Source organism: Hydrotalea sp. GW822-HT8A01 (genome assembly GCF_058798575.1).
The window spans coordinates 2,328,855-2,341,278 of sequence record NZ_CM179506.1; the positions used below are offsets into that span (position 1 = coordinate 2,328,855).

Genomic DNA, 12,424 nt, shown 5'->3' on the forward strand with positions numbered 1-12,424 from the left:
ATGAGTTTAAGACTTCGCTTTGCCCTGCTTTTTACCATTTTTGTAGCGATTGTTTTACTCATTTCATCCGTTACCATTTACATACTTTACTTTAATTATCGACAGGCCGACTTTTATGAGCTGGTGAAAAGTGAAGGGTTAGAATTCTACGATTTTGTAACCAAAATAGCTACTCCAAAAAATAAAATTTCCTCTAAAAATGTGCAAATGCTGCACGAAACTATTCTTTGGGATGAAACTTTGCTGCTTATTGATTCTACCGGAAAAGTTATCGATAAAATTCCTGATACACTTTCATATTCAATTAAACCGGCCTTTTTAAACCACATCAAAAAAATAGGCGAACATCGATACTTAGATAACCAACGGCAGTATGTTGCCATGTACATACCCCAAACGCACCATTATATCATTGCATCGGGGGTTGATGTGGTAGGTATGAATAAATTAGCCGATTTACGTATTATTTTAACAATGGTATTTTTAGGTGGACTGCTGATTACCGCTTTATTTTCATTCTTTTTCGTAAATGGCGCTTTAAAACCCCTGCGTTTGCTAAGTACACAAATGAAGTATACTACAGAACAAAATTTAAACAAACGCCTTCCTGAACGAAAAACACATGATGAACTTTGGCAAATTGCCCAAAATTTTAATGAAATGCTTAGCAGGCTGAACAAAGCCTTCGAAAACCAAAAAAGCTTTGTACACCATGCATCACATGAACTGCGTACACCCCTGGCCAGCATGCTGTCTCAAACTGAATCGGCTCTAAATAAAAAATTAACAGAGCAGGAATATGTGCTGGTATTGCAATCATTAAAAGAGGATGAGCTGAATCTTATTGAATTGACCAATGCTTTGCTCTTGTTATCACAATACGAGAAAATGAACGAAAGTACCCAATGGCCCAAAATAAGAATAGATGAACTGATTTATGAAACCATGGCCAATGTACAAAAAATGATTCCGGATGACACAGTGCTTTTTCAATTTTCTTCATTACCGGATGATGAAGAAGACATTATGGTGCAGGGCAATGATGCACTGTTAAAAGTGGCGATGATAAATCTAATAAAAAATGGAATCAACTATTCAAATGACAGAAAAGTGCTGATAACCATTGTTCCGGAAAAATCAGTAATGAAAATTCAATTTGAAAATAGTGGTACTGTATTAACCGAGGCTGAAAGTAACAATATGATGGTTCCATTTTTCAGAGGTGCCAATGTACAAAAAGTGAAAGGTTATGGACTAGGTTTGTCTATTGTTCAGCGAATTTTACAATTACATCAGGGAAGTTTGTTGTATACTGCTGTTAACAATTCTATTAATCGGTTTACCATTGTACTGCCCAAAGCTTAAATAGTATAGCCCCCTGTTTATCAGGAGGCTATATATGTTATTTAAATATTTACATCAAATATAGAAACAAGACAAAGAGTACTATACTATGCAGTAGCCGTTGTTTTTTTCTTTGATAACTTACTTTTTAAATTAGCCGCTTTATTTTTATGGATAATTCCCCTTTTCGCTAACTTATCAATCATTGAAATTACATCGGATAATTTACCTGTATAATCAGCTTCTTCGTTGGTAGCTTTTAAAGCACGAATGGCATTACGTGTGGTTTTACCGTAATACTTATTTCTTTCTCTGCGTTTGGCGGCTTGCCTGGTATCTTTTTTTGTAGCTTTATGATTTGCCATTGTATCCTTTTTTAAGGACGGCAAAGTTAAGGGCATTCGGGGAAAATTAAAAATTTAAATCAAAAAAATAATTTTTTGCACCAAAATGCAATGGGTATTATTAAATTATCTGTAAATCTATTCATTTATTCAGCTGATTTCTTAATGCAATGTACGATATTTGCACACCATTAAATTGCAAGCACAATCTCGCACAAAATGAAGGATTTTTCATACATCACCAACTCGCATCCGGCATATATAGAAAGTTTATATCAGGAATTTGTAAAAAACCCTGACAATATAGATCCGGACCTTAGAAAATTTTTTGAAGGATTTGATTTCGCCATTAGTAACTCAACCGGGTTACCTGCAATTGCAGTAACCACCAACTTACCCAGTAATATTGACTGGATGAAGGAAGTGAATGTGTACCGCATGATTCTGGGCTATAGAAACAAAGGGCATCTCATTGCCAATACCAACCCTATCAGACCAAGAAAAGACAGAGGCGCTAATTTAGAACTGGCGCATTACCATTTATCCAATGCCGATTTAGACCAAACCTTTCAGGTGGGAAATTTAATTGGTTTAGGCGCATCTACTTTACGAAATATTTTACAACACCTGCAGTTGTGTTATGCCAACCATGTGGGTATTGAATTTAAATACATCAGCGATCAGAAAAAAGTAGACTGGTTAACCAAGGCCATTGAAAAAGAATTTTTTGAACCGCTGCCATTGGCCAAAAAACAACGCATTCTTGAAAAACTGAATCAGGGTGTAATTTTTGAAAAGTTTTTACACACCAAATATGTTGGACAAAAACGATTTTCATTAGAAGGCGGTGAAACTACCATTGCAGCTTTGGATGCCATCATCAATACAGCCGCCAATCATGATGTTCATGAAGTGGTAATTGGCATGGCCCATCGCGGCAGACTGAATGTACTGGCCAATATTATGGGTAAAACCTATGAGCAAATTTTCAGCGAATTTGAAGGAACCGCCAAAGTAGACCAAACCATGGGCAGTGGCGATGTAAAATATCACCTGGGTTTTGGCAGTGAGGTAAAAACCTTAGATGATAAAACTATTCATTTAAAATTAATGCCCAACCCATCCCATCTGGAGGCAGTAGACCCTGTTGTAGTAGGTTTTTCCAGAGCCAAAGCAGATGTGTTGTATAAAAGTAATTATGACAAAATTTTACCCATATTAATACATGGCGATGCTTCAGTAGCAGGGCAGGGTATTATTTATGAAGTATTGCAAATGTGCAACCTGAAAGGTTATTATACAGGTGGCACCCTTCATTTTGTGATCAATAACCAAATTGGGTTTACGACCGATTTTGATGATGCTCGGAGTGCCGATTATGCCACCTCCGTTGCAGCAATGGTGCAGGCGCCGGTATTGCATGTGAATGGAGATGATGCCGAAGCCGTGGTAAAATGTGTTGAAATAGCCACCCGGTATCGTCAAGAATTTAATTCCGATATTTTTATTGATATGGTATGCTATCGCCGGCATGGACACAATGAAGGCGATGACCCCAAATACACTCAGCCTCAATTGTACAAATTGATCGATCAGCATCCTAATCCGCGGGAAGTGTATGTGCAATATCTAATGCAACACGGCGAACCCGATGCGCAGCAGTTAGCCAAAGAAATGGAGAAAAAGTTCTGGGACGATTTACAGGAAAGATTGGATGAAGTAAAACAAAAGCCATTACCATACACCTACCAATTACCTGAATTGGCCTGGAAAAGTTTACGAAAGGCTACACCTGATGATTTTATACAATCTCCTGAAACAGGAATTCCCGAGGCAGAAGTACGCAGGCTTTTTAAAGGCATTATGACTTGGCCTGATGATTTTAAGCCATTGAAAAAAATAGAAAAGCTATTACAGGAAAAAATTAAATTATTAGAAACCGAAGATAAAATTGACTGGGCTACAGCCGAATTATTGGCCTATGCAAGTATTATTGTAGAAAATAAAATTGTGCGGATGAGTGGGCAGGATGTGAAGCGGGGCACCTTTTCGCACCGGCATGCCGTTCTTAGGGATGAAGAAACCAACCGGGGCTATAACCGATTAAAACATTTACAAGCGCATCAGGAAAAATTCCGCATTTACAATTCTTTATTAAGTGAATATGGTGTACTGGGCTTTGAATACGGTTATGCATTGGCGAATCCGGATGCATTGGTAATATGGGAAGCACAGTTTGGAGATTTTAGCAACGGTGCACAAACCATGATTGATCAGTTTATAGCCGGTGGCGAACAAAAATGGAATAGAATGAATGGGTTGGTGATGTTACTGCCACATGGATATGAAGGGCAGGGCCCCGAACACAGCAGTGCCAGAATGGAACGGTTTTTACAAATGTGTGCCGAATTAAATATGATTATTACCAACGTTACATCGGCCGCTAATTTTTTCCATCTATTACGCAGGCAAATTGCATTCCCATTTAGAAAGCCGTTGATAAATTTTTCACCCAAAGCTTATTTGCGTTATCCCGGAACGTATTCTCATATTTCTGAATTTACAGCAGGAGGCTTTAAAGAAGTAATTGACGACACATTAGTGTCACAACCCGATAGCGTTAAGAAAGTTTTATTTTGTTCAGGTAAATTGTATTTTGAACTGGCTGAACGGCAGAAAAAAGACAATGCAACACATATTGCCATTATTCGGTTAGAGCAGATATATCCATTGCCACACCGGCAATTAGAGGCTTTGTATAAAAAATACGGCAAAGCAACATGGTTTTGGGTACAGGAAGAACCCCTCAACATGGGTGCAGCTTCATTTTTGAAAATGAATTTAACACAATTGAATTTTGGAATTATCAGCAGGCATGCCAGTGCAGCTACTGCTACGGGTTATTCAAAAATTCATGCACAGGAACAGGCGGAAATTATTGATACTGCATTTGCTATTTGATGCACAGGATTACAATTGTACAAGTGTGCGACGCAACAGATGCTGCACATGGTGATAAAGCTGATAACAAAAACATATTAAGTATATTTTATGATAGATATTAAAGTACCTACCGTTGGAGAATCAATCAGTGAAGTAACTTTACTGAAATGGCTGAAAAAAGATGGCGCTTATGTTGAACGCGATGAGGTGATTGCTGAATTAGAAAGCGAAAAAGCAACCTTTGAAGTAAATGCAGAAAAAGCCGGCATTTTAAAAACTCTGGCCAATGAAGGCGATACCATTTTAATTGGTGCAGTATTGGCACAAATAGATGAAACAGCTGAAAAGCCTGCTGCCATTGCTGAAACTGAGAAAAAAGAATCAGTGAGCACAGAAACACCGAAAGCCCCTGCTGCACCGGCGCAGTTACCGGTAACAGCTATTCCGAATAACGTAAAGGCTACTCCCGTTGCCAGCGCAATCATTGCCGATAAAAATATGAATCCAACCCATATTAAACCTTCCGGTTTTGGAGGCAAAATTGTTAAAAATGATGTATTGGAAGCTTTATCCAACCCCGGCAAAAAAGCATTTGCGGGTGCAGAATTATTTTCACGTGTGGTGCGAAAAGAAAAAATGAGTAACCTGCGTAAAACCATTAGTCGCCGATTGGTTGAAGCGAAAAATACAACGGCTATGCTAACTACTTTTAATGAAGTAGATATGAGCCGTATTATGGATGTGCGTAAACAATACAAAGATAAGTTCAAAGAAAACCACGGTGTAAACCTTGGATTTATGAGCTTTTTTGCCAAAGCCTGTGCCATTGCGTTAAGTGAATGGCCTGCCGTAAATGCTTTTATTGATGGCGATGAATTGGTGTATCACGATTATGCCGATATTAGCATTGCAGTAAGTACACCACGCGGATTAACAGTACCGGTTATCAGGAATGTTGAAAGCCTGAGTATGGCTGAAATTGAGAAAAAAGTAGTTGAATTGGCAGGTAAGGCACGTGATAGCAAATTAACTGCAGAAGAATTACAGGGTGGCACATTTACCATTACCAACGGTGGTGTATTTGGCAGCTTAATGAGTACACCCATCATCAATATTCCCCAAAGTGCCATTCTGGGTATGCATAAAATTCAGGAGCGGCCCATGGCTATTGATGGAAAGGTTGAAATACGCCCCATGATGTATTTGGCCTTAAGCTACGATCATCGCGTAATTGATGGCCGGGAAAGCGTAAGTTTTTTAGTGAGGATAAAAGAATTATTGGAAAACCCTGAACTGCTGTTGTTTGGAAAAGATCCCGTAAAAACATTGTTAGAGTTATAAAAAAGAAGTTCTTTAATAAGTAAAAGGAAGTCTCAAAAGTAAAATGAAGCGTTTGAGAATGGCTTAAATGAAAACTTTCTCCACCCCCCCCACCGAATAAAAAGAGGCTGACTCGGACTTTTGAGACAGCCTCTTTTGTTTTTTTAATAGCTTTATTATGTTTGATGAATGTTACATGTTCGTTTATGCTTATAAAAAATTATGCGCTACCAATCTTATTTCAATACTGCTTTATTCATTATTCAGCAATACAAAGGTGAAATGCCTTTGGCACATTTTATCAAACAATATTTTGCCCAACATAAAAAACATGGTAGTAAAGACAGGAAAATAATTACCAATGCCTGTTATGCTTACTTTAGGTTGGGTAAGGCTTTATCTGAAGTAGCTGTAGATATAAGATTGAAAGCTGCTTTATACTTATTATTGGAAGAACCCGGTGTATGGGAGATAGTTTTTGAACCGTTATGGTTAAAGGATTGGCCTGCTGAATGGCAACAAAGGTGGTATGTATTGCAGCAAAGATTTTCTGGTTTAAAATATGAGGATATTTTTCCTTTTAAAAATGAGGTGAGTGAACAATTGGATATAGTAGCTTTTACTCAATCTTTTTTTACTCAGCCTGATGTATTTATTCGTATTCGTCCGGGTGAGAAAGAAAATATAGTGAATCGATTCAATGAGGCCGGTATTCCGTTTCAACAATTAAGCCATCAAACCATTGCTGTAAAAGCAGGCACTAAAATAGATCACCTTTTTAATATAGATGCAGCACTGGTTATACAGGATTTTAGTTCGCAACGCATCGCTGAATTTTTGCAGTTGATTCAGTGGAATAATACAATACCATTGGTATGGGATTGCTGCGCAGCCAGTGGAGGCAAATCTATTCTGGCTAAAGATATATGGGGTAACATACAATTAACTGTGAGTGATGTTAGGGAAAGTATTTTGCACAATCTATCAAAACGATTTCAGACGGCTAACATAAGCAATTACACAGCCATAGTGGCAGATTTATCACAGCCACTACCCAAATCATTATTGCAACGCTATTTTGATGTGGTTATTGCCGATGTGCCTTGCACAGGAAGCGGCACTTGGAGCCGCACACCTGAACAATTGTTCTTTTTTTCTGCTGCACAGATAAACACTTATAGTTGGTTGCAAAGGGCAATTGTGCAACAGGCAATTCCTCAAATAAAACCGGATGGTTACTTCATATATATTACCTGTTCTGTTTTTAAACAGGAAAATCAGGAAATGGTGGCATACATTATTAATGCTTATGGTTTGGTATTGATAAAGGAAGAACTTTTAATGGGGTATCACCAAAAAGCCGATACGATGTTTGCTGCATTATTTCAAAAGCCCAAACAGACTTAGCTCATAAAAAATGGTGTTATACCAAATTGCTACGCATAATGGTACCACCACCAATTACATCATTGCCTTCATAAAACACAGCACTTTGTCCTGGTGCAATACCCTTCACGTGTTCCAAAAATTGTACTTCTATTCCATTTTCATGCATTTGTAATCTGCTGAAAGCGCCTTTATCTTTGTACCTGATTTTAGTGGTTGCTTCCATGCCATTAGTTATGCCTGCATATTTAATATAATTTAAACGGGTAACTACCATGTTGTTTTGTTCCAGATCTTTTTCATCGCCCAATACCACAGTGTTCGTTTCGGGGTGAATGGCTGTTACAAAAGCAGGTTTACCCAAAGCAATATCCAATCCTTTTCTTTGGCCAATGGTATAAAAAGGGTAGCCCTTGTGTTGTCCTAATTTTTTTCCGGTTTTATCTACAAACCATCCGCCATTTACCCGCTCTTCCAGGCCGGCTACTTTATTTTTTAAAAAACCGCGGTAGTCATTATCCGGCACAAAACAAATTTCATAGCTCTCGCTTTTTTTGGCCAGTTCAGGATATCCAAAATCATGCGCCATTTGTCTGATCTCGGTTTTCTGATATCCACCTAATGGCAAAATAGTTCTGCTAAGTAAATCCTGTTGCAGCCCCCATAAAACATAGCTTTGATCTTTGGTTTCGTCTTTTCCTTTACAAATTACATAACGGTTATTGGTATGTTGATATATAGAAGCATAATGCCCTGTAGCAATAAAATCGCAATTCAATGCATCGGCACGCTTTAGCAGGGCTCTCCATTTTATATGTGTATTACACATAACACAAGGGTTAGGGGTACGGCCGGCAATATATTCTTCAACAAAGTTTTCAATTACAAAATCTCCAAATTCATCACGTATATCCAATATAAAATGAGGAAATCCATGTTGAACGGCAGCCTGTCGTGCATCATTAAATGAGTCTAAATTACAGCAACCGGTTTCTTTACTGCTGCTGCCGCTACTGGCATAATCCCAGGTTTTCATGGTAATGCCTACTACTTCATAACCTTGTTCATGTAGCATTAATGCGGTTACAGTACTATCCACTCCACCACTCATTGCCACCAATACTTTTCCGTTTCTGCTCATTATTTTTTTTGATTTTTAACGTGCAAAGATACATTTTACAGATTATTTATTGCCGTTAGGAGGGATTGTAATTTGCGATGAAAGGAATTTTTAGCTGTTTTTATGTTGTAAATACTACAAAAGCCTATGCCCTGTATAATTTTATTTGTTTTTTATTTCAACAGACATGTAATACCCTTTTTTTGTTTAAATCCGGGAATAGCCTGTTTTATTAAAAGTTGATAGCTTTTAAAATGTATTTACCCGAAGGGCCACTGTATTCAAAATGGCAAAATTGAAGCACATCTCTGCCTAAAATACCCTGGTACGGCGTTTGTTGAAAATTGCCTTCTACAATATCTAAGGGAAGCCCCTTTTGTAAAAAAATAGGCAGATAAAGCACACATCGGTATTTCTTTAATTGCACTAAGCCACCGGCTCCTTCTACCTGCGCTAATGCTGTGTATTCGGGTAGTTGCAGTAATTGATTAAATTTTTATCTAATCCCGAAATACTGGCTCCTGTATCAATCAACAATCTGGCTTTTTTGTACAATGAAGGATGTTGTTTGTTTTTATTATATAAGAATGTATGCTCATTTGTATGAATTTCTGCCAAAATAATGGGCCCGTTTTCATTTAGTTCTTCTATAATAAATTGTTGTTGCTGCATTGGGATGTTTTATAACCAAAAGCTACTAATTTATTCGAAATCACCATATGTGTTTTTTGTTTATCTTTTTTTGAAAATTCCCTACACAAATTTTTAAAAGAACTGTTTTTGGCTTTGTTTTTTTTACTAATTTTCCATTTTACGCTTTTATTTTATTCAATGCCCAAAATTTAGAGATATGATTAAACTTCAGGTGATTGGAAATCTTGGTAAAGATGCCGTAGTAAACAATGTAAATGGCCGTAATGTCATTAATTTTTCAGTGGCACATACCGAGCGTTATAAAGATGCACAAGGCGCCCAGAAAGAACGAACAACCTGGGTAGAGTGTGCTTATTGGACCGACAGGACAGCTATTGCCCCTTATTTAAAAAAAGGCACCCAGGTGTATGTGGAAGGCCAGCCCGATGTTAGAACTTATGCAACACAAGATGGCAGACAGGGTGCTTCTTTATCGCTGCGTATTGCCAGTGTTCAGTTATTGGGCAGCAGGCAGGAAGGTGGTACGGGTGGAAATAATCCTTCCGGGAATGCATCGGGTGGTGCTTATCAGTCAACTCATACATCTGTAGAGCAAGCCTCTGATGCTCCGGATACCGGTGATGATTTGCCATTCTAAAATACAATATAATTTTTGTTTCAGCCGGGTACCTCAATGCCCGGCTTTTTCATATCGCTTTTAAATGCGGTATGCATACTATTTTAAAACATATTACCGTATTGCTAACAATTATTACTGAATGGTTTTAATAAATTGCAACTTTTTCATCCTTATTTATCGCTATGTTGTACTCCTATTCTACACTTTTTAAATTTACCAAAAACACATTCTTACAAATGGGCTGCTCTGAAACAGATGCACAAACTGCTACTACTGTTTTGCTTTCAGCCGATGTAAGGGGTATTGACAGTCATGGTGTTGCCCGCCTAAGTGGTTATGTGCGTTTATGGGAAGCAGGCCGTATCAATACAAAACCCCATATTAAAATAATACATGAAACTCCTTCAACGGCAGTGGTAGATGGTGATGCCGGATTGGGCCTGATAGTTGCTCCTTTTGCCATGAATATTGCCATACAAAAGGCCCAACAATGTGGCACCGGTTGGGTAAGTGTACAAAATAGTAACCACTTCGGTATTGCCGGTTATCATGCCATGATGGCTTTACAGCAAGATATGATTGGTATTGCCATGACCAACGCCAGTGCGTTGGTAGCACCTACATTTTCTGTTGAAAAAATGATAGGTACTAACCCAATAGCAGTGGCCATACCGGCCGGGCAACAGCCACCCTTTGTGGCTGATTTTGCCACTACAACCGCATCGAATGGGAAATTGGAAATTTTGCAACGGAAAAATGAAGCTGCACCGTTAGGATGGGTGCAAAATGAAACAGGAATGCCTACTCAGGATGCCGCCATTTTAAAAAAAGGTGGTGCCATGCTGCCATTGGGCAGTGATAGGGAACATGGCAGCCACAAAGGTTATGCTTTGGGAAGTATAGTAGATATTTTTTCAGCAGTTTTAAGTGGTGCGGCTTATGGTCCATGGGTGCCCCCATTTCCTGCCTATGTACCCATGCCTGAAGATATGCCGGGAAAAGGCCTGGGGCATTTTTTAGGAGCAATGCGTATTGATGCATTTAGACCAGTCAATGAATTTAAACAGCACATGGATCATTGGATTGAACGTTTTCGCAATGCTAAAACCGTAAATGGACAGGATAAAGTTTTAATTCCCGGCGATCCGGAACGGGAAATGGAAAAAATAAGGATGGAAACAGGCATACCATTATTGGCACCTGTTGTGAACGATTTAAAAATGATTGCAGAAAAATTTGAACTGGTTTGGTAGAGGTAAAAAGTGAAATTTTCTTTCTAACACAAACATGGCAGCGAATTTGTATGGCAGTTACAACTGTGTTGAAATATTATTGTATGAAGATAAAGCTGAACAAAATTTGGATGATATTGCTAACGATAATCATGACTTTTTCATTTATGTCATGGATATCTTCCCGCAGTCAATCAAAGTTGCCCGGCCCAATTGTAACAGATAGTTTGGCCGTACAAAAAAGAGTATTATCGTATTTAAATCAACAAAAGTGGAATGAATTGTTCCCGCATCGGTATGGCATTCAGTCGGCAAATTCAAAAAATGGTTTATCTGATTTTTATTCATTTGATGCTTTTTTGAATGCCGTAAAATTTTTCCCCGAATTTTTAGATGTAAAAGATAAAGTATTACAAAAACGAGAACTGGCTGCATTTTTAGCCAATATGGCTTATGAAACAGGTGGGGGATGGCCCGATTCCCCAGATGGATATTTTAAATGGGGACTACATTTTGTGGAAGAACAGGGTTGTACAAAAGGATGCCCACAGTATACCGATACTTCTAAAAAAGACTGGATGCCGGTAGTCGACAAGTCTTACCATGGCCGGGGTCCTTTACAACTCAGCTGGAATTATAATTACGGACAATTCAGTCAATTTTTTTACGGCAATAAAGATAGTTTGTTACTACATCCTGAAATAGTGGCTGAGAATTCATTGGTTTCATTTGCTTCTGCATTATGGTTTTGGATGCATGCGCAAAAGCCCAAACCTTCCTGCCATGCAATTATGGCTGGCAGCTGGAAACCCAATGGTTATGATAGTGTACGTAATATTTTGCCGGGTTTTGGTGCTGTTGTCAACATCATCAACGGAGGTATAGAATGCGGTACCGGCAAACCCGATGGCACTTATAGCCGTGTAGGATACTATCAGTATTTTTGTAATTATTTTAAAGTAAGTACGGGGACAGATAGCAGTTGTATGGAACAAAAGCCATTCAACAGTATAAATTAACCTATCGGGTAAAAGTATACGCCCAGTAAATCAATACAAACTGCAACAAAGTTCTAATAAACGCCAGTTGTTTGGTGATGGTAAATTTTCCCATTTTAAAAGGAGCCAGTTGTTGCATGTGAATGTGTACCGGGAAAAAACTAGTAAGCATAGCCATAATAATCCATGCAGCCCAATAACGCGTTTCATCAAAATATAATGCTATGCCCAGTGTAATTTCTGCAATACCAGCCGCGATATTCAAGAATTTTTTAGCAGGAAAATAAAATGGCATTATTTTGATATATATTCTAGGCTGGAGAAAATGATTGATGCCCGCAGCCACATATAGTACTGTCATTGACCAAAGTGAAACTGTATTGAAATTGGCTTGCATCTGCTTCAGGATTTTTGTGTACAATTATAATAAAACCTACAAACGTTTGTTCTTAAAAAAGAATAGT

At 38.2% G+C, this 12,424-nt stretch carries 12 protein-coding genes; 7 read left to right on the forward strand and 5 right to left on the reverse strand.

What is annotated here, in order from left to right:
• Positions 1–1,365, forward strand: a complete 1,365-nt coding sequence (locus AC3QLY_RS10265) for a HAMP domain-containing sensor histidine kinase (protein ID WP_287100941.1) — start codon at positions 1–3, stop codon at positions 1,363–1,365.
• Positions 1,366–1,451: 86 nt separating this feature from the next.
• On the opposite strand, the gene rpsT is transcribed toward AC3QLY_RS10265, so the two are convergent.
• Positions 1,452–1,745 (reverse strand): 30S ribosomal protein S20, encoded by a 294-nt coding sequence (rpsT, locus tag AC3QLY_RS10270; RefSeq protein ID WP_288071626.1) that lies wholly within the window; start codon positions 1,743–1,745, stop codon positions 1,452–1,454.
• A gap of 162 nt (positions 1,746–1,907) precedes the next feature.
• Here rpsT and AC3QLY_RS10275 point away from each other — a divergent pair, with 162 nt between their 5' ends.
• From AC3QLY_RS10275 to AC3QLY_RS10285, 3 genes are all read left to right on the forward strand, one after another.
• Complete coding sequence (locus AC3QLY_RS10275; RefSeq protein ID WP_287100942.1) at positions 1,908–4,649, forward strand: 2-oxoglutarate dehydrogenase E1 component; 2,742 nt, start codon at positions 1,908–1,910, stop codon at positions 4,647–4,649.
• A 90-nt stretch (positions 4,650–4,739) separates the two neighbouring features.
• Positions 4,740–5,972, forward strand: a complete 1,233-nt coding sequence (odhB, locus tag AC3QLY_RS10280) for a 2-oxoglutarate dehydrogenase complex dihydrolipoyllysine-residue succinyltransferase (protein WP_218331155.1) — start codon at positions 4,740–4,742, stop codon at positions 5,970–5,972.
• A 201-nt stretch (positions 5,973–6,173) separates the two neighbouring features.
• Positions 6,174–7,358: an RsmB/NOP family class I SAM-dependent RNA methyltransferase gene (locus AC3QLY_RS10285; protein WP_218331156.1), complete on the forward strand. Its 1,185-nt coding sequence runs from the start codon at positions 6,174–6,176 to the stop codon at positions 7,356–7,358.
• Positions 7,359–7,374: 16 nt separating this feature from the next.
• On the opposite strand, the gene mnmA is transcribed toward AC3QLY_RS10285, so the two are convergent.
• The 3 genes from mnmA to AC3QLY_RS10300 all read right to left on the reverse strand — a co-directional run bounded on the left by mnmA (position 7,375) and on the right by AC3QLY_RS10300 (position 9,129).
• Positions 7,375–8,478 carry a tRNA 2-thiouridine(34) synthase MnmA gene (gene mnmA / locus AC3QLY_RS10290; protein WP_218331157.1) on the reverse strand — a complete coding sequence of 368 codons (1,104 nt, stop codon included), beginning with the start codon at positions 8,476–8,478 and terminating at the stop codon, positions 7,375–7,377.
• Between the two features lie 211 nt (positions 8,479–8,689).
• Positions 8,690–8,860: a hypothetical protein gene (locus tag AC3QLY_RS10295; protein ID WP_218331158.1), complete on the reverse strand. Its 171-nt coding sequence runs from the start codon at positions 8,858–8,860 to the stop codon at positions 8,690–8,692.
• 50 nt (positions 8,861–8,910) lie between these two features.
• Positions 8,911–9,129, reverse strand: a complete 219-nt coding sequence (locus AC3QLY_RS10300) for a hypothetical protein (protein ID WP_218331159.1) — start codon at positions 9,127–9,129, stop codon at positions 8,911–8,913.
• A gap of 178 nt (positions 9,130–9,307) precedes the next feature.
• Between AC3QLY_RS10300 and AC3QLY_RS10305 the strand changes: the two genes are divergently transcribed.
• From AC3QLY_RS10305 to AC3QLY_RS10315, 3 genes are all read left to right on the forward strand, one after another.
• On the forward strand, positions 9,308–9,748 hold the full coding sequence (locus AC3QLY_RS10305) for a single-stranded DNA-binding protein (protein WP_068246641.1): 441 nt from the start codon (positions 9,308–9,310) through the stop codon (positions 9,746–9,748).
• Between the two features lie 164 nt (positions 9,749–9,912).
• Positions 9,913–10,983 (forward strand): Ldh family oxidoreductase, encoded by a 1,071-nt coding sequence (locus tag AC3QLY_RS10310; protein ID WP_218331160.1) that lies wholly within the window; start codon positions 9,913–9,915, stop codon positions 10,981–10,983.
• Between the two features lie 83 nt (positions 10,984–11,066).
• On the forward strand, positions 11,067–11,981 hold the full coding sequence (locus AC3QLY_RS10315) for a chitinase (protein ID WP_287100945.1): 915 nt from the start codon (positions 11,067–11,069) through the stop codon (positions 11,979–11,981).
• A gap of 1 nt (position 11,982) precedes the next feature.
• Here AC3QLY_RS10315 and AC3QLY_RS10320 read toward each other — a convergent pair whose 3' ends face one another.
• Positions 11,983–12,357, reverse strand: a complete 375-nt coding sequence (locus tag AC3QLY_RS10320; protein WP_074421302.1) for a DoxX family protein — start codon at positions 12,355–12,357, stop codon at positions 11,983–11,985.
• Positions 12,358–12,424 lie beyond the last annotated feature (67 nt).

Bases quoted from the DNA above. Each gene is read 5' to 3' on its own strand.
- odhB (WP_218331155.1), top strand. From the start codon at position 4,740: ATGATAGATATTAAAGTACCTACCGTTGGAGAATCAATCAGTGAAGTA.
- AC3QLY_RS10265 (WP_287100941.1), top strand. From the start codon at position 1: ATGAGTTTAAGACTTCGCTTTGCCCTGCTTTTTACCATTTTTGTAGCG.
- AC3QLY_RS10315 (WP_287100945.1), top strand. From the start codon at position 11,067: ATGAAGATAAAGCTGAACAAAATTTGGATGATATTGCTAACGATAATC.
- mnmA (WP_218331157.1), bottom strand. From the start codon at position 8,478: ATGAGCAGAAACGGAAAAGTATTGGTGGCAATGAGTGGTGGAGTGGAT.
- AC3QLY_RS10300 (WP_218331159.1), bottom strand. From the start codon at position 9,129: ATGCAGCAACAACAATTTATTATAGAAGAACTAAATGAAAACGGGCCC.
- AC3QLY_RS10285 (WP_218331156.1), top strand. From the start codon at position 6,174: ATGCGCTACCAATCTTATTTCAATACTGCTTTATTCATTATTCAGCAA.
- rpsT (WP_288071626.1), bottom strand. From the start codon at position 1,745: ATGCCCTTAACTTTGCCGTCCTTAAAAAAGGATACAATGGCAAATCAT.
- AC3QLY_RS10320 (WP_074421302.1), bottom strand. From the start codon at position 12,357: ATGCAAGCCAATTTCAATACAGTTTCACTTTGGTCAATGACAGTACTA.
- AC3QLY_RS10305 (WP_068246641.1), top strand. From the start codon at position 9,308: ATGATTAAACTTCAGGTGATTGGAAATCTTGGTAAAGATGCCGTAGTA.
- AC3QLY_RS10310 (WP_218331160.1), top strand. From the start codon at position 9,913: ATGTTGTACTCCTATTCTACACTTTTTAAATTTACCAAAAACACATTC.
- AC3QLY_RS10275 (WP_287100942.1), top strand. From the start codon at position 1,908: ATGAAGGATTTTTCATACATCACCAACTCGCATCCGGCATATATAGAA.